The sequence below is a fragment of the Hydrogenophaga sp. NFH-34 genome (assembly GCF_021401345.1).
GTDB classification, from domain to species: Bacteria; Pseudomonadota; Gammaproteobacteria; order Burkholderiales; family Burkholderiaceae_C; genus Hydrogenophaga; species Hydrogenophaga electricum.
The window spans coordinates 13133-31571 of sequence record NZ_JACBGE010000034.1 but is presented as its reverse complement, the minus strand read 5'-3'; the positions used below and the strand labels follow the sequence as shown (position 1 = coordinate 31571).

Below are 18439 nucleotides of genomic sequence, written 5' to 3'. Positions count from 1 at the left end.
TGGGTCAACCCCACACGTTGGCGGGGCCGGGCAACCGGGCAGAATGCCTGACCGAGCTTAACCCGCTGGAGCGGCGGCCGCCGCACTTTGCCTTGCCGACCATGTGGATCGACACACACTGCCATCTGGATGCCCCCGAATTCGGCGACGGCCATGCGCTGGCGCGGCAGGCGCGGGAAGCCGCGCGCGCGCTGGGCGTGTCGCGCTGCGTGATCCCGGCGGTCGAGCGCCGCCACTTCGCCGCCGTGCGGCAACTGGCGCACGAGCTGGGCGATGCCTATGCCCTCGGCATCCATCCCCTTTACGTGCCGCAAGCTGATGAGCAGGACCTGGACGCCCTGGACGCTGAACTGACGGCGTACCGGGACGATCCCCGGCTGGTGGCCGTGGGCGAGATCGGCCTCGATTTTTTTGTGCCGGCGCTGACCGAGCCCGCGATGCGGGCGCGCCAGGAACGCTTCTACCGCGCGCAACTGAAACTGGCGCGCAAGCATGGGCTGCCGGTCATCCTGCACTGCCGGCGCAGCGTCGACGGGCTGCTCAAGCACCTTCGCGAGCTGCCCACGGGCGGCGGCATTGCCCATGCGTTCAACGGCAGCCCGGCGCAGGCGCAGGCCTTTCTGGCACTGGGTTTCCGGCTCGGTTTCGGCGGAGCGGCCACCTTCGAGCCGGCCCTGCGCCTGCGGGCGCTGGCTGCGGCCCTGCCGCTGGAGGCGCTGGTGCTCGAAACCGATGCGCCCGACATTCCGCCCCAGTGGCTCTATGCCACGGCCGCCGAACGTGCCGCTGGCCGGCCACAGGGGCTGAACACCCCGGCCGAGTTGCCGCGCATCGGGGCGGTGCTGGCCGGGTTGCGTGCCATGGCGCCCGAGGCGCTGGCGCAGGCCACCACCGCCAATGCGTTGGCCGCCCTGCCGCGCCTGGCGGCCTTGCCGGAGCGCGGCGCATGACGCGCCTGGTCGGTCTGGCGCCGGTCATTGGGCCGGACACCCGTCTGCTGGTGTTGGGCAGTTTTCCCGGCGTGGCTTCGCTGCGCGCGCAGCAGTACTACGGCCACCCGCAGAACCAGTTCTGGAAGATCCTGTCGGCGCTGTGGGCCACCGATCTGGTGGCCCTGACCTATGCACACCGGCTCGACGCGGTGCGCTCGCGCGGCCTGGGCATCTGGGACGTGTACGCCGCCTGCGAGCGCGAAGGCAGCCTGGATGCGGACATCCGCCATGCCGAGCTCAACGACTGGGGCCGGCTGCAGCGCGAATGCCCGCGCCTGCAGGCCATTGCGCACAACGGCGGCGAAAGCTTCCGCCACGCGCGGCACACCCGGGCGCTGGGCCTGCCGGTGTACCGCCTGCCGTCCACCAGCCCGGCCAACGCGAGCTGGAGCTTCGAGCGCAAGCGCCAGGCCTGGCAGGCGGTGTTCGAAGCGACAGGGCTGCTGGGCTGAGCGGCGCGCCCGCACGGAGCGGGCGCCAGGCAGGTCAGACCGTGCGGTGCGCCACCGGGGTTTCCGGTACCGGGTAACCGGCGGCGCCGAAGGTGGCCACGATGGCCTTGTGCGTGTCGAAGTACACCTGCCAGTAGTGGTCGGTGTGGGTGTAGGGGCGCACGCACAGCAGCGGGCCTTCGGGCGTGAACTGCAGGATTTCGATGTCGGGAGCCGGCGTATCGCGCACATGGGCGATCGCGGCGATCACCGGGCGCAGGCGCGCGATGGCGTCCTGTACGTCCACGCCGTTGGCCACCTTGGCCACGCAGTCGACGCGGCGGAAGGGTTCGGCGCTGTAGTTCTGGATGTTGTCCGAGAACACCTTGTTGTTGCCCACCACGGTCAGCACGTTGTCCATGGTCAGGATGGTGGTGGCGAACAGGCCCAGTTCCCTGACCGTGCCGGTCACACCGCCTGCGTTGATGAAGTCGCCCACCTTGTAGGGGCGCAGCACCTGCAGGAACAGCCCCGCCGCGAAATTGCCCAGCATGCCGCTCCAGGCGGCACCGATGGCCAGGCCCGCGCCGGCCAGCAACGCGGCGAACGACGTGGTCTTGATGCCGAAGATGTCCAGGATGGCCAGCACCAGCACCAGCGTCAGACCCACCGAGATGATGGATTTGAGGTACTGGATCAGGGTGGCGTCGATCTTGCGGCCTCTTTCGAGCGCACCGCCGATGAGGCGCACGGCCAGCCCGATCAGCCAGCGGCCGATCACCCAGGCCGCGATCGCGCCCAGGATCTTGAGGCCGAAGTCAGCCCCCTGCGTCGTCAGAAAATTCCAGATCACTTCCGTGTTCATAATGAGCCCTTGTGGCTGTTCAGCGATGCCGGGGAGTATCTGGCGCGCTCGCTGCCCGTGGCGCCGAGCCCCTCGGTCCCAGGGCGTTTGCGTGTGAAATTGCGCTGATCTGTGGTGTTTTGTTGCCTTTCTGGGTCTTTCATGTCGAAAACGGTATCGCCTTCTTCCCGTGTCCGGTCGCCTTCGCGCACCCTGGATGCGTTGCCACCGGTGACGGTGTCGGAAGACGGTGAGGTGCGCTTCCTGCACCTGGGCACCGAATGGATCCAGGGGTCGATGCTGATCGACGACCCGTTCGCTATCGAACTCGAGTACGTGCAGCGCATGATGGCCTGGCTGCTCTTCGTCGACCCGGCCAGCGTGCCCCGGCGCCGGGCCATGCAGCTCGGCCTGGGGTCGGCCGCGCTGACCAAGTTCCACCACAAGCTGCTGCGCACGGAAACCACGGCCATCGAGATCAATCCGCAGGTGCTCGCGGTGTGCCGCACCTGGTTCAAGCTGCCGCCCGACGGCGCCCGGTTGCGGGTGCTGCTGGCCGACGCCGGCCTGGAGATCCGCAACCCGGCCCATGCCGGCCGGATCGATGCGCTGCAGGTGGACCTGTACGACCACGAGGCCGCCGCGCCGGTGCTGGACAGCCCCGAGTTCTATGCCGATTGCCGCGCGTTGCTGACCGAAGACGGGGTGATGACGGTCAACCTCTTCGGGCGCGACGCCAGCTTCGCCCGTTCGCTGCAGGCCATTGCCCAGGCGTTTGGCGAGGCGGCCGTCTGGGCGTTCCGCCCGACGCGCGAAGGCAACACCATCGTGCTGGCGCAGCGCACGCCCGACCGGCCCTCCCGCATGGAACTGTTGGCGCGGGCCGAGGTCATCCAGTCACGCTGGCGCCTGCCGGCGGTGAAGTGGCTGCGCATCTTCAAGCCGGTCGAGGGGGCTGCATGACGACGAATCTATCTGCCGAGCCGGCGCAAACCGGCGCCGTGACCACCGGTCCGCTGGACTGGCGCACCCTGGTGGGCTGGATGCGAGAGGACGGGCTGATCACGGCCGAAGAGGCGGCGCGCACGGTGGCGCGCTGCGCGTCGGCCCAGAGCACGTTGCACCCGTTGCAGCGGCTGGCCGTGGTGGGTGTGTGCCGGCCTGATGGCACGGTGCTCGACATCGAGGCACTTACCGAATGGCTGGCGCCGCGCTGCGGGCTGGTCTATGTGCGCATCGACCCGCTCAAGGTCGACGTGGCCCGGGTGGCGGACGTGATGAGCGCCGCTTACGCCGAGCGCCACCACGTGCTGCCGGTGCAGGTGGGCCCGGCCGAGGTGACGGTGGCGACCAGCGAACCCTTTGTGCGTGACTGGGTGCCCGAGGTCGAGCGCCAGACGCGCAAGAGCGTGCGGCTGGCGCTGGCCAGCCCCGAAGACATCAAACGCTACACGGGCGAGTTTTTTGCGCTGGCCAGGTCGGTGCGTGCGGCCAGCAAGAGCGGTGGCCAGAACGCCATGGCCAGCTTCGAGCAACTGGTCGAGCTGGGCAAGAGCAACAAGCAGCTCGACGCCAACGACCAGGGCGTGGTGCAGGTGGTCGACTGGCTCTGGCAGTACGCCTTCGACCAGCGCGCGAGCGACATCCATCTGGAGCCGCGCCGCGAGCAGGGCGTGATCCGCTTCCGCATCGACGGTGTGCTGCACCCCGTCTACCAGGTGCCGATGAGCGTGCTCAACGCCATGACCGCGCGCATCAAGTTGCTGGGCCGCATGGACGTGGTTGAGCGCCGTCGGCCGCAGGACGGCCGCATCAAAACGCTGCGCCCGGGCCGCAATGGCGCGCGCGGTGACGAGGTGGAAATGCGCCTGTCGACGTTGCCGACCGCTTTTGGCGAAAAGCTGGTGATGCGCATTTTCGACCCGGACTCCACCACCAAGGACCTGGCCGCGCTGGGCTTCCCGCCCAGCGACGCGCAGCGCTGGGAACAGCTCATGCGCCAGCCGCACGGCATCGTGCTGGTGACCGGCCCCACGGGCTCGGGCAAGACCACCACGCTGTACGCCACGCTCAAGCGCCTGGCCACGGAAGAGGTGAACGTCTCGACCGTGGAGGACCCGATCGAGATGATCGAGCCGTCCTTCAACCAGACCCAGGTGCAGCCGCACCTGGAGCTCGATTTCGCGCAAGGCCTGCGCGCGCTGATGCGTCAGGATCCGGACATCATCATGGTCGGCGAAATCCGCGACCTGGCCACCGCCGAAATGGCCGTGCAGGCCGCGCTGACCGGCCACCTGGTGTTCACCACGCTGCACACCAACGACGCGCCCAGCGCCATCATGCGATTGATGGAACTGGGCGTGCCCCCCTACCTGATCAACGCCACGGTGCTGGGGGTGCTGGCGCAGCGCCTGGTGCGCACCCTGTGCCCGGCCTGCCGCGAACGCGAGGACGAGGCCAGCCAGGCCGCGTCGCGGGCGGCGCTGGAAGAGCTGGTCAAGCCCTGGCAGGTCAGCGGCGGCTACAAGCCCTTCCGCCCCGTGGGCTGCGTCGATTGCCGCATGACGGGCTTCCGCGGCCGCATGGGTCTGTACGAACTGCTGGTCGTGACCGAGGCGTTCAAGGACAAGGTCAGCCGCGAACCCAAGCTGGAAGCACTGCGCCGGCAGGCGGTGGCCGACGGCATGCGACCGCTGCGCCTGGGCGGTGCCGCACGTGTCGCCGAAGGGCGCACCACGCTGGACGAAGTGCTGGCGAGTACCCCGCCGGTTTTGGGTTGAGCGCCATGAACGATCCCCAGCGCACCCCCGACACCCCGTCTGCCCGGACCGACTCCGCCTGGCGCGGCACGGCCGACTGCCGCAACTGCGGCATTCGCGACATCGTGCTGTTCGCCGACCTGCATGACGACGACTTCAACCTCATTCACGCGCCCATCGACGACCTCGAGTTCGCACCCGGGCAGACGGTGGTGCGCATCGGCGAAACCGCCACGTCGCTCTATTCCGTGCGCTCGGGAATGATCAAGCTGGTGCGCAACACCATCGACGGGCGCCAGCGCATCGTGCGGGTGCTGCGCGCGGGCGACGTGATCGGGCTCGAAGCGCTGATGTCGTCGGCCTACGAGGCCGAAGCGGTGGCGCTGACCGCAGCGCGCATGTGCCGGCTGCCGCTGCAGGTGGTGCAGCGCCTCGATCGCGAGACACCGCGCCTGCACCAGCGCCTGCTGGAACGCTGGCACCGCAGCCTGAAGGAGGCCGACGACTGGCTGGCCGAGCTGAACTTCGGCACCGCGCGCCAGCGCGTGGCGGGGTTGTTGCTCAAGATGCGATCGGTGGAAGACCCCTCCACCGCGCATCTGTTTTCGCGCGAGGACATGGGGGCCATGCTCGACCTCAAGCTCGAAACCGTCAGCCGCACGCTGAACGCCTTTGTGCGCGAGGGCCTGATCGAGCCGATGGACCGAGTTGGGCGCAGTTACCGCATCGTGGACACGCAGCGCCTGGCCTCGCCCAAAGACTGAGGGCGAAGGTGCCCCTCGCGGAAAACGACAGCGGAAACGTTGAGGGCTGCCGATAATCGGCTGGATGTCCGCCTCTTCCGCGCCTTCGGGCTCTGCTGCCCACCCACATCTCGCCGCCGGTCTGCTGCTCGCTTCGGCCGGTTCCATCGCCTTTTCCGGCAAGGCCATCATCGTCAAGCTGGCCTACCGCTACGGGGTCGATGCGGTCACCCTCATCATGTACCGCATGCTGTTTGCGCTGCCGCTGTTCCTCGGGCTGGCCTGGTGGGCCACGCGGCACCAGACGCCCAAGCTGGCGCCTTTGACGCAGCGCGACTGGCTGGGCATTCTCGGTCTGGGTGTGACCGGTTATTACCTCGCGAGCTTTCTCGATTTCTGGGGCCTGCAGTACATCAGCGCCAGCCTGGAGCGGCTGATTCTCTATCTCAACCCCACGCTGGTCTTGCTGCTGGGCTGGGTGCTCTACCGGCGCCGCATCGGACTCATGCAGGGCGTGGCGATGGCGGTCAGTTACGGGGGCGTGCTGCTGGTCTTCGGGCACGAGGCGCTGGCGGGCATGGGGCGCGACGCGGCCCTGGGGGCCCTGCTGGTGTTCGGCAGCGCCATCAGCTATGCCATCTATCTGGTCTACAGCGGCGAAATGGTCAAGCGCCTGGGCTCCATGCGGCTGGTGAGCCTGGCCACGGTGGTGGCCTGCGTGCTGTGCCTGCTGCAGTTCGTGCTGCTGCGGCCCCTGTCGGCGGCGGAGGTGGCGCCGGAGGTCATCTGGCTGTCGCTGCTGAACGCCACCGCCTGCACTTTCGCACCCGTGGTCATGGTGATGATGGCCATCGAGCGCATCGGTCCGGGGCTCACGGCCCAGACCGGCATGATCGGCCCCATGTCGACCATCGCCATGGGGGTGCTGCTGCTGGACGAACCCTTCACGGGGTGGATCGTGGCCGGCACCGTGCTGGTGGTGGCCGGGGTGTTTCTGGTGACCCGTTTCGGCCGGCCGGCCGCGGGCCGCTGACTGTCAAGAACGGCAAGGAGGCCGCATCATGGATCTGGGCATCAAAGGCAAATGGGCGCTGGTGGGCGGTGCCAGCAAAGGGCTTGGCTGGGGTTGTGCGAGCGCTCTGGCCGCCGAAGGCGTGAACGTGGTGATGGTGGCTCGCGGTGCCGAAACGCTGGAGGCTGCGGCCAGCGGTCTGCGCCGTGCGGCGCCGGGCGTGCAGGTGGTCGCCGTGGCCGCAGACATCACCACACCCGAAGGCCGGGCTGCGGTGTTTGCCGCACCCGGCGGTCCGGGAACCGACTTCGACATCGTGGTCACCAACGCCGGCGGTCCACCGCCGGGCGACTTTCGCGACTGGGACCGTGATGCCTGGATCCGCGCGGTGGACGCCAACATGCTCACCCCGATCGAGCTGATCAAGGCGACCGTGGACGGCATGGCCGCGCGCGGGTTCGGACGCATCGTCAACATCACCAGCAGCGCGGTCAAGGCGCCCATCGACATCCTGGGCCTGTCCAACGGCGCGCGCAGCGGGCTGACCGGTTTTGTGGCTGGCGCGGCGCGCAGCGCCATCGCCGCCCGGGGCGTGACCCTCAACAACCTGCTGCCGGGCAAGTTCGACACCGACCGCCTGCGCGGCACCATTGCGGGCGCGGCCAGCAAGAGCGGCCAACCCGTGGACACCGTGCGGGCCCAGCAGGAAGCGCAGATACCGGCCAAGCGCTTTGGCACGCCGCAGGAGTTCGGCGCCATCTGTGCCTTCCTGTGCAGCGTGCATGCGGCCTACATCAACGGCCAGAACATCCTGCCCGACGGCGGGCTGTACCCGGGCACGTTCTGAGCTCCGCACTCGGGGGCATTGACGGCGTGCTCCTGAGAGATGGCCGGGTAATGCGACCAAAAGCCACAAACTGCGTTAGATTCGAGCTCTTTTTTTTGTAGTGGCGAAAGCCATTTTTTCTGCGCACGATGCTGGCTATCCTGGTTTCTCTCCTGCTGCTCATGGTGCTCGCCTACCGGGGCGTGACCGTGCTGCTGCTCGCGCCGCTGATGGCGGCGGTCGCTGTGCTGCTGTCGGGCGACAGCGCCTTCCTGCTGCCGCTGTACACCAGCACCTTCATGTCGGCCCTGGGCAATTACGTCATTCAGTACCTGCCGATCTTCCTGCTGGGCGCGCTGTTCGGTCGTCTCATGGCCGATTCGGGGGCGGCTTACACGCTGGCCATGGCGATCGTGCGCAGCGTGGGCGAACGCCACGCCATCCTGACCGTGGTGCTGGCCTGCGCGCTGCTCACCTATGGCGGGGTGTCGCTGTTCGTGGTGGCGTTTGCCATCTACCCGATCGCGCGCAGCCTGTTCGAGTCGGCCAACATTCCCAAGCGGCTGATTCCGGCCACCATCGCGCTGGGCTCGTTCACCTTCACGATGACGGCGCTGCCCGGTTCGCCCGCGATCCAGAACGCGATCCCCATCCCGTACTTCGGCACCAACGTGTTCGCTGCACCGGGCTTGGGCCTCATCGCTTCGGTGTGCATCTTTGCCGCCGGCATGCTGTGGCTGCAGCGGCGCGCGGCGGCCGCGCGCCGGGCTGGTGAAGGGTATGGCCAGCACAAGGACGAAAACGATGTGCAGGGCAGCGCCCTGGCCCAGGCCCGCCACACCGAGATTCCGCTGTGGGTGGCTTTGCTGCCGCTGCTGCTGGTCATCGGTGTGAACGCCGTGTTCACCTACGGGGTGTTTCCGCGCCTGGATCTGGCGTTCATGACCGAGCGCTTCCCGGCGCTGAGCCCGTCCAAGCAGATGGGCCTGTGGGCGCTCATCATCGCGTTGATGGTGGCCTGTGCCGCATTGATCGTGCTGCGCCTGCGCCACTGGACGAACCTGAAGGACACGGTGAACCAGGGCGTGTTCGGCTTCATGCTGCCCCTGTTCAACACCGCTTCGGAAGTGGGTTACGGTGCCGTGATCGCCAGCATGGCCGGCTTTGTCGTCATCCGCGACGCGGTGCTCAACGTGTCGCCCCACAACCCGCTGATCTCCGAGGCCATCGCCATGAACGTGCTGGCGGGCATCACCGGCTCGTCATCGGGGGGCCTGAGCATTGCGCTGCAGACACTGGGCGCCGACTATCTGCAGATGGCGCAACAGGTGGGCATTGGCCCGGAGTTGCTGCACCGCGTGGCCGTGATGGCTGCCGGTGGCATGGACACCTTGCCTCACTGCGGCGCCATCATCACGCTGCTGTCGATCTGCAAGCTCAACCACCGCCAGTCGTACGCCGACATCGCGGTCGTGACCATCCTGTTTCCTTTGCCGGCGCTGGCGCTGGTGATCACCCTGGGCAGCCTGTTCGGCAGTTTCTGAGGATCAGCGCCGCGAACTCACCAGAATGCCGCCCACGATGAGGATGAACCCGACCGCATGGTAGGGGCGGGGCATGTCGCCCAGCATCAGGGCCGACATCAGGGCGGCGAACAGTGGGGTCAGATTGTTGAAGAAGCTGGCCACGGTAGGGCCCACGCGCGCGATGCCCAGGCCCCAGCAGCGGTACGCGAGCAGCGAAGGACCGGTGGCCACATACACCAGGGCGAGTACCAGAGGCCAGCCCCACTGGATGGCAGGCGGGGCGCCATCGCCCTGTGGCCACAGCCATTCGCCGGTGGTCATCAGGCCGGACCAGCACAGGCCAAAGGCGATCTGCGCCAGCAGGAAGGCCGCCCAGTCGCCTTGGATGTGGGCCGGGTAACCACCTGCCGGCGGGCGCACCAGCAGCCAGCTGTAGAAGGCCCAGGCCAGCGTGGCCAGCAGAATCCAGCCATCGCCCGGCACGAAGCGGATGGCATCCAGCTGCACCAGTTGGCCGCGTGTCAGCACCACCACCACCCCGCAGAACGACAGCAAGGCACCGGCCACGGCCCGCCGCGAGATCGGCACCTGGTAGCACAGGCGCCCGACCAGCATCATCCAGACGGGAATGCTGGCGGCGACCAGCGTCACGTTGAGGGGGGTCGACGTTTTCAGCGCCAGGTATTGCAAGGTGTTGTAGAGGCCGACGCCCAGCAGACCCAGCAGGGCGAAGCGGCGCCGGTGTGCCCACAGGCCGCTGCCTGGCCGGAGCACCCAGCCCGCCAGCGGCAGCAGCAGCAGTCCCGCCAGCACCCAGCGTACGAAATTGAACGTGATGGGGGGGATGGTCTGGTACATCATCCGCCCGACCACCGCGTTGCCGGCCCACATCAGGGGCGGCACCAGCAACAGGGCGATGGTGGCGGGTGTCAGTCGGGCACTCGAAGTCATGCCCAACTGTAACCACCTGCACAAGCCCTCCGGGCTTCTGGGGATGCCGCTGCCAGCCGACGCGGCCGGCAGCGGATTCATGGCAGCATCGGGGGCGATGTCCGGGTGTTCCGGGCTGCCGTGAATCAAGGAGACTGTCATGACCCAGACCAGCCGTGCCGTGCGCATTCACGCCCATGGGGGCCCCGAGCAACTCGTCGTCGACACCGTGGAGGTTGGCGAGCCGGGGCCCGGCGAGGTGCGCATCCGCCACGAGGCCGTCGGCCTCAACTTCATCGACGTCTACCAGCGCACGGGGCTTTACCAGAACCCGTTGCCGCTGACGCTGGGCATGGAGGGCGCCGGGGTGATCGAAGCGGTCGGCCCCGGGGTGATGCACCTCAAGGCGGGTGACCGGGCGGCCTATGCCGCTGGCATGCCGGGCAGCTACAGCGATCTGCGGGTGATGCCGGCCATGAATGTCTGCCAGTTGCCCGACGCCATCGACTTCGAGACCGGTGCGGCCATGATGCTCAAGGGGCTGACCGCGCAGTACCTGCTGCGCCGCTGCCGTCCGGTGGAGGGTCTGGAGCCGGGTGACTTTGTGCTGTTCCATGCGGCGGCCGGCGGGGTTGGCCTCATCGCCTGCCAGTGGGCCAAGGCCCTGGGGCTGCGCCTGATCGGCACCGCGGGCTCGGACGAGAAGTGCGCACTGGCCCAGGCGCACGGTGCCGAGTTCACCATCAACTACCGGACCGAGAACTTTGCCGAGCGCGTCAAGGACATCACCGCGGGCCAGGGCGTGAAAGTGGTGTACGACTCGGTGGGCAAGGACACCTGGGACGGTTCGCTCGACTGCCTGCGCCCGTTCGGGCTGATGGTCAGCTTCGGCAATGCCAGCGGTCCGGTGCCGCCGTTCGCGCCCGGCATCCTGGGGCCCAAGGGTTCAATCTATGTGACCCGGCAGACGCTGTTCACCCACATCAACAGCCGTGAACGCACCCAGGCCATGGCGAACGACCTGTTTCAGGTGGTGGGCAGTGGCCAGGTGCAGATCCGCATCGATCAGCGTTTTGCCCTGACCGACGCGCGCCTGGCGCACGAAAGCCTGGAGGCGCGCAAGACCACCGGCTGCACGGTGTTGCTGCCCTGACCTGCGGCCGTTCCGCAGGCACAAAAAAGGGCTGCCGTGGCAGCCCTTGGTTTTGTGCCGAGCGCGTCAGGCTCAGAAGCGCCAGCCCAGGCCGATGGCGAAACCGTCGACATCGCTGATCTTCAGGTAGTCCGCCGTGATCGACATCTGCGGGGTGATCGCGTAGCTCAGGCCGACGCCGTAGGAGAAGTCGTCGTCCTTGACGGTGGCCGAAGCGGTGTAGCCGAAGGCGGTCGCCGTGGCCTTGGCTTTCGCGCCGGCGTAACCCAGGCGAGCGAACAGCTCCAGCGATTCACCGACCTTGAACTTGGGCTTGGCGTACACGCCCCACAGTTCCTTGACCTTGAGGGAGACCGGGATGCCGTCCACGGTTTCCTTGCCCTTCTTGGCCGACAGACCCAGCATGCCTTCGACGGCGATGTGGGGGGTGATTTCGTAACCGCCGATCAGGCGCACCGCCGCCGGGTTGGTCTTGGTGTCGAAATCGAGGGATTGGTAGGCGATTTCGCCGTAGAGACCTTGCGCCTGAGCGGCCGACAGGCCCATGATCATCGTGGTGGCGACAATGCCGATTGCCTTTTTCATGTGATCCTCCTTGAAGATTGGCAGAGATTGCATTCGCAAACCCGGCGACTTCATGGGGACCATGGCGTGCGCCGAGACTGCCTCTTCATCCTAAGAGGGTTTTTCACCCGGGCCTGAAACGGGCTGTGAAGGCTGTGCACTATTTGTGCATCGCGCTGAAAAACCGCCCCCGCACTGTGGGGGCGGGCCAACACCTCAGGCCGTGGCGGGCGCGGGCGCTACCTGGGCCAGCGCCTGCTCCAGATGCGCCAGCGTGCTGTCCACGTCGTGCCACTTGTCGAGGCCGAACAGGCCGATGCGGAAGGTCTTGAACGCAGGCCCTTCGTCGCACTGCAGCGGCACACCGGCCGCGGTCTGCAGGCCGGCGGCGAGGAATTTCTGGCTGCTCTGCACGCCCGGGTCGGTGGTGTGGCTGACCACCACGCCAGGGGCCTGGAAGCCTGGCGCGGCCACGCTGGCGAAGCCGTGGCGCTCCAGCAGTTCACGCACGCGGCGGCCCAGTTCGATCTGTTCGTTGCGCACCCGCTCGAAGCCATAAGCCTCGGTTTCCTTCATGGTGTCGCGCAGGCGTTGCAGCGCGTCCGTGGGCAGGGTGGTGTGGTAGGCGTGGCCACCGCCTTCGTACGCTTCCATGATCTGCAGCCATTTCTTCAGGTCGGCCGCGAAGGTGGTGCTCTGGGTGGCATCGATGGCCTGGCGGGCGCGCTCGCTGAGCATGACCATGGCGCAGCAGGGCGAGCTGCTCCAGCCCTTTTGTGGGGCCGAGATCAGGATGTCCACACCGGTCGCCTTCATGTCGACCCACATCGCGCCCGAGGCGATGCAGTCCAGCACGAACAGGCCACCGACGGCGTGCACCGCGTCGGCCACGGCCTGGAGGTAGTCGTCGGGCAGGATCATGCCGGCGGCGGTCTCGACGTGCGGGGCGAACACCAGCGCGGGTTTTTCGCGGGCGATGGCCGCCGTCACTTCGTCGATGGGGCAGGGCACCCAGGCCGCCTGAGCGTCGCTGCCGGTGGGGCGGGCCTTGAGCACAGTGTGGCTGGCCGGAATGTGCCCCATGTCGAAGATCTGCGTCCAGCGGTAGCTGAACCAGCCATTGCGGATGACCATCACATGGCGGTCCTGGGCGAACTGGCGGGCCACGGCTTCCATGCCGAAGGTGCCGCTGCCGGGCACCAGCACCGTCGAATGGGCACCGTAGACGCGCTTGAGCAGGGTGGAGATGTCGTTCATCACGCCCTGGAAGCGGCGCGACATGTGGTTGAGCGCGCGATCGGTGTAGACGACCGAAAACTCGAGCAGACCGTCAGGGTCGATGTGGGGCAGCAGGCCGGGCATGAGTGTCTCCAGGGAAAGGCCACCGGCGCCGGTGGCGGGGCCGGCAGGTTAGCACAGGGGCGTCAGGGCCGCAGGCCTGTGGGGTCGGCGTCCCTGCGCAGGCGGTCAGGGGCCAGCGCGCCCACCGAGTCCAGGATCGGGTAGGCGATGGAGCAGATGCTGGAGTTGATGCGCTTGAGTTCGCTGAGCAGGTCGATGTGCAGCGAACTCGTCTCCATGCTTTGCAGGGTCTTGTCGCTCAGGCGCAGCAGGTGGGCCTGCGCGCATTCGCGCTCGCGGTCGCGAAAGCGCGCCTTTTCCTCCAGCAGCTTCTGTGCGTCGCGCACGTCGCCGTTGAGGAACACGCTCATGCCCAGGCGCAGGTTGTCCAGCAGGCGGCTGTGCAGTTCGGCGATTTCGGCCAGGCCAGCCTCGGAAAAATCGCGGCCTTTGCGGATCTTCTTGTCCTCGATGTCCAGCAGCGCGCGTTCCACCGTGTCACCAATCTGTTCCATGTTGATGGTGAAACTGATGATGTCGGTCCAGCGGCGGCTTTCGGCCTCGCTGAGCTGCTCGCGCGAGAGCTTGGTGAGGTAGTACTTGATCGCCGAATACAGGCCGTCGACCGTGTCGTCGAGCTTGCGCAGGTCTTGCGAGAGCTGCAGGTCGTTGTGGCGGATCACGGTCATCACGCCGCGCAGCATGGTTTCCACCACGTCGGCCTGGTGCAAGGCCTCGCGCGCGGCGCAGGAAATGGCCAGCGACGGGGTGGCCAGCGCCGACGGGTCGAGGTGGTTGGGCCGGTGCAGCTGCTGGCCTGCGTGGACCGGAAAGACTTTCTCCACCCAGCGCGCCACCGGGGCCGTGAAGCCGATGAAGACCAGGCCGACCAGCAGGTTGAAGCTCAAGTGGAACAGCACCGTCTGCGTCGCCGGGTCGCTGACCCAGGGCGTCGCGGCCCGCAGCCAGTAGGGAATGAGCGGGATGGCGATGGCCACGCCCATGGCCTTGAACAGCAGGTTGCCCAGCGGCACCTGGCGGGTGTGGCGCGAGGCGCCGGCCGTGGTGATGACCGCCAGCAGGCCACTGCCCAGATTGGCGCCGAGCACCAGACCCATGGCCACGTCGATGCCCACCACGTTGATGGCCAGGGTGGCGGTCAGCAGCACCACCGCCAGGCTGGAATAGGACAGCACGGCCAGCGTGGCGCCGACCAGGATTTCCAGCAGGCGGTCGCTGCTGAGCGACTGCAGCATCAGTTGCACCGCCGGGTTGCGGGTGAGCACATGCGTGGCTTCCGACACCAACTGCAGGGCCAGCAGCATCAGACCCAGGCCGATGAACACGCGGCCCACGTCGCCCACCGGCGTGCCCTGGCGCGCGATGAACAGCGTCACGCCGACGAAGATGAACAGCGGCGACAGCCAGGACAGATCGAAGGAGAACAGCACCGCCATCACGGCCGTGCCGATATCGGCGCCCAGCATCACGGCGAGGGCGGCCGACAGGGGAATGAGGGCCTGTCCGACGAACGCCGACACGATCAGGGCGGTGGCGGTGCTGGACTGCACCAGCGCCGTGACACCCAGCCCCGACAGCGCGGCCGAATAGCGGTTCCCGGTGCTGATGGCCAGGATCTGGCGCAGATTGCTGCCGAAGACCCGCAGCACGCCGGTGCGCACCAGATAGGTTCCCCAGACCAGCAGCGCGATCGCCGCCAGCAAGTTGAGCAGATGTTTCATATTCCAGAAGGAATATACAACCGCTCGAATATTGCTGCAGCTGCCCAAAAAGCCCGCAGCGCGGGCAAGGTCGGGCTTATTTGCTGCGGCGCACGCGCCGGATTTCGTCGAGGATCAGCGAGGCCGCCCCCACCGTGATGGCCATGTCGGCGACGTTGAAGGCCGGAAAGTGACCCCCTGGGAAGATGCCTCCGAGGAAGGCCCAGTGGAAGTCCAGCCAGTCGACCACGTAGCCGTGCACCACGCGGTCGATCAGGTTGTTGCCGATGGCACCGGCCAGGATGCACGAAAGCGCGAACGCGAACAGCTTCTGGCCCGGGTGCGAGCGCAGCATCCACAGCACGAAGATCGCCACGGCCACGCTCAGGCCGATGAACACCCAGCGCTGCCAACCCCCGGCGTTGGCCAGGAACGAGAAGGCCGCACCGGTGTTGTGGGCCCGCACCACGTTGAAGAAGCTGGTGACGGGGGTGCTGTCGCCGAGCCGGTAGTTGCCCAGGATGAGCACCTTGGTGAACTGGTCCAGCAGCACGATGGCCGCGCTCAGGCCCAGCCAGGGCCAGACGGAGGATCGGTTCTTGGCCATGTTCAGGCCACCGTGCGGACTTCGCCGCTCCCGTTGCCGGCAGCCTCGGCCAGGTTGCCGACACAGCGGCCGCACAGCGTGGGGTGGGCGGCGTGCTGGCCCACGTCGTCGGCGTAGTGCCAGCAGCGTTCGCATTTGGTGGCCGTGCTCGGGCTGACCACGACGTGCAGGACGTCACCGTCCTCCACCGCAACCGCCGAGGTGATGGTCACGAACTTCAGATCGGCGCCCAGCGAACGCAGCAGGGCCGCATCGTCGGCACCGGCGGTGATGGTCAGCGTGGCCTGCAGCGAAGCACCCACCTGGCCTTCGGCGCGCAGGTCCTCGATGGCCTTGTTGGCCACGTCGCGGATGGCGCGGATGCGCGACCACTTGGCCAGCAGCGCTTCGTTCGGCGAGGGCAGGGACAGGAAGGTCTCGAAGAAGATCGAGCCCTGGCTCTGCACACCGGCCAGCACCGGCCAGGCCTCTTCGGCCGTGAAGCTCATGAACGGCGCCATCCAGCGCAGCATGGCGTGGGTGATCTGGTGCAGCGCGGTCTGGGCGCTGCGGCGCGCCAGGCTCTTGGGCGCGGTGGTGTAAAGCCGGTCCTTGAGCACGTCGAGGTAGAACGCGCCCAGATCTTCCGAGCAGTACACCTGCAGCTTGCTGACCACGGGGTGGAATTCGTAGACGTCGAAGTGCTTCAGGATTTCGGCCTGCAGCTCGGCGGCACGCGCCAGCGCGTAGCGGTCGATCTCCAGCATCTGGTCCAGCGGCACGGCGTCGGTGGCGGGGTCGAAGTCGCTGGTGTTGGCCAGCAGGAAACGCAGCGTGTTGCGGATGCGGCGGTAGGCGTCGACCACACGGGCCAGGATTTTTTCGTCGCCCGCGATGTCGCCGGAGTAGTCGGACGCGGCCACCCACAGGCGGATGATTTCGGCGCCGAGCTTCTTGTTGACGTCCTGCGGGTCGATGCCGTTGCCCAGCGACTTGCTCATTTTGCGGCCCTGGCTGTCCACGGTGAAGCCGTGCGTCAACAGCCCTTTGTAGGGCGCGCGGCCGTAGATGGCGCTGGCCAGCAGCAGCGAGCTGTGGAACCAGCCGCGGTGCTGGTCGTGGCCTTCCAGGTAGAGATCGGCCTCGGGGCCTTCGGCGTGCGCGGCGCCGTTCGGGTAGGCGTGGGCGTGCGAGCCGCGCAGCACGTGCCAGAAGGTGGAGCCGGAATCGAACCACACTTCCAGGATGTCGGTGCTCTTGGTGTAGTGCGGCGCGTCCTCGGCGCCCAGGATCTCTTCGGCCGTCACCCGGCTCCAGGCTTCGATCCCGCCTTTTTCCACGATGTCGGCCGCCTGGTCCAGGATGTCCATCGTGCGCGGATGCAGTTCACCCGAATCCTTGTGCAGGAAGAAGGGAATCGGCACGCCCCAGGAGCGCTGGCGCGAGATGCACCAGTCGGGCCGGTTGGCGATCATGTCGCGCAGCCGGGCCTGGCCGTTCTCCGGGTAGAAGCCGGTGTGCTCGATGGCGTCCAGCGCCAGTTGGCGCAGCGTCTTCGCGGGTTTGGCGCCCGGCTGGGTGAACACGCCTTCGCCTTCGTCCATGCGCACGAACCATTGCGCGGCAGCGCGGTAGATCACGGGCGTCTTGTGGCGCCAGCAGTGCGGGTAGCTGTGGGTGATGCGCTGGGTGGCCATCAGCCGGCCGGCGAGCTTGAGCGCATCCAGGATGACCGGCACGGCCTTCCAGATGTGCAGGCCGCCGAACAGCGGGAAGTCGGCCGCGTAGGTACCGTTGCCCTGCACCGGGTTCAGGATCTGGTCGTATGGCAGGCCGTTGGCGACGCAGGAGTTGAAGTCGTCCACACCGTAGGCGGGCGCCGAGTGCACGATGCCGGTGCCGTCGCTGTCGCTCACGTAGTCCGCCAGGTACACCGGTGACAGGCGCCGGTAGCCGGCGTCGGCGTCATATAGCGGGTGGCGGAAGGCCAGGCCGCCCAGGGCTTCGCCCTTGGCGGTGGCCAGCACGGTGCCTTCAAGACCGAAGCGCTCCAGGCACGGGCCAACCAGGCTCTCGGCCAGCAGCAGCACACCGCGCGGCGTGTCGACCAGCGCGTAGTCCAGTTCGGGATGGGCGTTGAGCGCCTGGTTGGCCGGGATGGTCCAGGCGGTGGTGGTCCAGATGACGACGAAGGCGCTCTTGCCCTCGGGCAAGGCGGCCAGGCCGAAGGCGGCGGCCAGCTTCGCCGGATCGTCGGCCTCGAAGGCCACGTCCAGCGTGTCGCTCTGTTTGTCGGCGTATTCGATCTCGAATTCGGCCAGCGAGGAGCCGCAGTCGAAGCACCAGTAGACCGGCTTGAGGCCACGGTAGACGAAGCCGCGCTCGATCACGCGTTTGAAGGCGCGGATTTCGCCGGCCTCGTTGCCGGGGTTCATGGTCAGGTAGGGGCGTTCCCAGTCGCCCAGCACGCCCAGGCGCTTGAAGTCTTCGCGCTGCTGGCTGATCTGTTCGGTGGCGAAGGCGCGGCTCTTGGCCTGCATGTCATCACGGCTCAGATTTCGGCCGTGTTTTTTCTCGATGGCGTTCTCGATCGGCAGGCCATGGCAGTCCCAGCCGGGGATGTACTGCGCGTCGAAGCCGGCCAACTGCCGGCTCTTGACGATCATGTCTTTGAGCACCTTGTTGACCGCGTGGCCCATGTGGATCTGGCCGTTGGCATAGGGCGGGCCGTCGTGCAGCACGAACAGTGGGGCACCGCGACGCGCCATCCGCAGGCGCTGGTACAGCCCGCCTTCGTTCCAATCCTTCACCCAGCCCGGTTCGCGCTTGGGCAGGTCGCCGCGCATCGGGAACGGGGTGTCGGGCATGTTGAGCGTGGCGCGGTAGGCGCCGCCCGAAGGGTCGGCTTTCGCCTCGGATTTGGCGGGGGTTTTCTGGTCGGACATGATGAGTCTCGAATCTCGGGATCGGGGTGTCGACAGACTCAAGCCCGGACGGCAGGGCAGGCGAGC

General features: G+C 67.4%; 16 protein-coding genes. 9 read left to right on the top strand and 7 right to left on the bottom strand.

All coding sequences use genetic code 11. The features are described from left to right. Positions 1-101 precede the first annotated feature (101 nt). Both L0977_RS23390 and L0977_RS23385 read left to right on the top strand, forming a co-directional pair. The gene (locus tag L0977_RS23390; RefSeq protein WP_234267342.1) at positions 102-950 is read left to right on the top strand and encodes a TatD family hydrolase; all 849 of its coding nucleotides are present in this window, start codon (positions 102-104) and stop codon (positions 948-950) included. After that, a complete protein-coding gene (locus tag L0977_RS23385; protein ID WP_234267341.1) occupies positions 947-1444 on the top strand; it encodes a DNA-deoxyinosine glycosylase in 498 nt (165 codons plus the stop codon). The genes L0977_RS23390 and L0977_RS23385 overlap by 4 nt, the downstream gene beginning before the upstream one ends. Positions 1445-1478: 34 nt before the next feature. Here the strand turns inward: L0977_RS23385 and L0977_RS23380 are convergent, their stop codons facing one another. Continuing rightward, positions 1479-2288, bottom strand: coding sequence for a mechanosensitive ion channel family protein (locus tag L0977_RS23380; RefSeq protein WP_234267340.1), 810 nt, complete (start codon positions 2286-2288; stop codon positions 1479-1481). 141 nt (positions 2289-2429) lie between these two features. Between L0977_RS23380 and L0977_RS23375 the strand changes: the two genes are divergently transcribed. From L0977_RS23375 to L0977_RS23350, 6 genes are all read left to right on the top strand, one after another. After that, the gene (locus L0977_RS23375) at positions 2430-3230 is read left to right on the top strand and encodes a spermidine synthase (protein WP_234267339.1); all 801 of its coding nucleotides are present in this window, start codon (positions 2430-2432) and stop codon (positions 3228-3230) included. Then, on the top strand, positions 3227-5047 hold the full coding sequence (locus tag L0977_RS23370; protein WP_234267338.1) for a GspE/PulE family protein: 1821 nt from the start codon (positions 3227-3229) through the stop codon (positions 5045-5047). Before L0977_RS23375 ends, L0977_RS23370 begins: the two co-directional genes overlap by 4 nt. A gap of 5 nt (positions 5048-5052) precedes the next feature. Beyond that, entirely contained in the window at positions 5053-5790 is a 738-nt protein-coding gene (locus L0977_RS23365; RefSeq protein ID WP_234267337.1) for a Crp/Fnr family transcriptional regulator, read from the top strand. Positions 5791-5854: 64 nt separating this feature from the next. Then, a complete protein-coding gene (locus tag L0977_RS23360; protein WP_234267336.1) occupies positions 5855-6802 on the top strand; it encodes a DMT family transporter in 948 nt (315 codons plus the stop codon). Between the two features lie 28 nt (positions 6803-6830). Then, a complete protein-coding gene (locus L0977_RS23355) occupies positions 6831-7628 on the top strand; it encodes an SDR family oxidoreductase (protein WP_234267334.1) in 798 nt (265 codons plus the stop codon). Between the two features lie 128 nt (positions 7629-7756). Beyond that, the gene (locus tag L0977_RS23350) at positions 7757-9151 is read left to right on the top strand and encodes a GntP family permease (RefSeq protein WP_234267332.1); all 1395 of its coding nucleotides are present in this window, start codon (positions 7757-7759) and stop codon (positions 9149-9151) included. Between the two features lie 3 nt (positions 9152-9154). Here the strand turns inward: L0977_RS23350 and L0977_RS23345 are convergent, their stop codons facing one another. Further along, entirely contained in the window at positions 9155-10084 is a 930-nt protein-coding gene (locus tag L0977_RS23345; protein WP_234267331.1) for a DMT family transporter, read from the bottom strand. 139 nt (positions 10085-10223) lie between these two features. Between L0977_RS23345 and L0977_RS23340 the strand changes: the two genes are divergently transcribed. After that, positions 10224-11216: a quinone oxidoreductase family protein gene (locus L0977_RS23340; RefSeq protein WP_234267329.1), complete on the top strand. Its 993-nt coding sequence runs from the start codon at positions 10224-10226 to the stop codon at positions 11214-11216. Positions 11217-11288: 72 nt separating this feature from the next. On the opposite strand, the gene L0977_RS23335 is transcribed toward L0977_RS23340, so the two are convergent. The 5 genes from L0977_RS23335 to ileS all read right to left on the bottom strand — a co-directional run bounded on the left by L0977_RS23335 (position 11289) and on the right by ileS (position 18373). Continuing rightward, positions 11289-11801: a porin family protein gene (locus L0977_RS23335; RefSeq protein WP_234267328.1), complete on the bottom strand. Its 513-nt coding sequence runs from the start codon at positions 11799-11801 to the stop codon at positions 11289-11291. 195 nt (positions 11802-11996) lie between these two features. After that, on the bottom strand, positions 11997-13142 hold the full coding sequence (locus L0977_RS23330) for an aminotransferase class V-fold PLP-dependent enzyme (RefSeq protein WP_234267327.1): 1146 nt from the start codon (positions 13140-13142) through the stop codon (positions 11997-11999). 62 nt (positions 13143-13204) lie between these two features. Continuing rightward, positions 13205-14863: a Na/Pi cotransporter family protein gene (locus tag L0977_RS23325; protein WP_234267326.1), complete on the bottom strand. Its 1659-nt coding sequence runs from the start codon at positions 14861-14863 to the stop codon at positions 13205-13207. Positions 14864-14939: 76 nt separating this feature from the next. Next, positions 14940-15449: a signal peptidase II gene (gene lspA, locus L0977_RS23320; protein ID WP_234267325.1), complete on the bottom strand. Its 510-nt coding sequence runs from the start codon at positions 15447-15449 to the stop codon at positions 14940-14942. Positions 15450-15451: 2 nt separating this feature from the next. Further along, on the bottom strand, positions 15452-18373 hold the full coding sequence (gene ileS, locus L0977_RS23315) for an isoleucine--tRNA ligase (protein ID WP_234267324.1): 2922 nt from the start codon (positions 18371-18373) through the stop codon (positions 15452-15454). Positions 18374-18439 lie beyond the last annotated feature (66 nt).

Coding starts and splice junctions, on each gene's coding strand:
- L0977_RS23365 (WP_234267337.1), top strand. CDS start 5,053: ATGAACGATCCCCAGCGCACCCCCGACACCCCGTCTGCCCGGACCGAC.
- L0977_RS23360 (WP_234267336.1), top strand. CDS start 5,855: ATGTCCGCCTCTTCCGCGCCTTCGGGCTCTGCTGCCCACCCACATCTC.
- L0977_RS23370 (WP_234267338.1), top strand. CDS start 3,227: ATGACGACGAATCTATCTGCCGAGCCGGCGCAAACCGGCGCCGTGACC.
- L0977_RS23340 (WP_234267329.1), top strand. CDS start 10,224: ATGACCCAGACCAGCCGTGCCGTGCGCATTCACGCCCATGGGGGCCCC.
- lspA (WP_234267325.1), bottom strand. CDS start 15,449: ATGGCCAAGAACCGATCCTCCGTCTGGCCCTGGCTGGGCCTGAGCGCG.
- L0977_RS23380 (WP_234267340.1), bottom strand. CDS start 2,288: ATGAACACGGAAGTGATCTGGAATTTTCTGACGACGCAGGGGGCTGAC.
- L0977_RS23385 (WP_234267341.1), top strand. CDS start 947: ATGACGCGCCTGGTCGGTCTGGCGCCGGTCATTGGGCCGGACACCCGT.
- L0977_RS23345 (WP_234267331.1), bottom strand. CDS start 10,084: ATGACTTCGAGTGCCCGACTGACACCCGCCACCATCGCCCTGTTGCTG.
- L0977_RS23335 (WP_234267328.1), bottom strand. CDS start 11,801: ATGAAAAAGGCAATCGGCATTGTCGCCACCACGATGATCATGGGCCTG.
- L0977_RS23390 (WP_234267342.1), top strand. CDS start 102: ATGTGGATCGACACACACTGCCATCTGGATGCCCCCGAATTCGGCGAC.
- L0977_RS23375 (WP_234267339.1), top strand. CDS start 2,430: ATGTCGAAAACGGTATCGCCTTCTTCCCGTGTCCGGTCGCCTTCGCGC.
- L0977_RS23325 (WP_234267326.1), bottom strand. CDS start 14,863: ATGAAACATCTGCTCAACTTGCTGGCGGCGATCGCGCTGCTGGTCTGG.
- ileS (WP_234267324.1), bottom strand. CDS start 18,373: ATGTCCGACCAGAAAACCCCCGCCAAATCCGAGGCGAAAGCCGACCCT.
- L0977_RS23350 (WP_234267332.1), top strand. CDS start 7,757: ATGCTGGCTATCCTGGTTTCTCTCCTGCTGCTCATGGTGCTCGCCTAC.
- L0977_RS23330 (WP_234267327.1), bottom strand. CDS start 13,142: ATGCCCGGCCTGCTGCCCCACATCGACCCTGACGGTCTGCTCGAGTTT.
- L0977_RS23355 (WP_234267334.1), top strand. CDS start 6,831: ATGGATCTGGGCATCAAAGGCAAATGGGCGCTGGTGGGCGGTGCCAGC.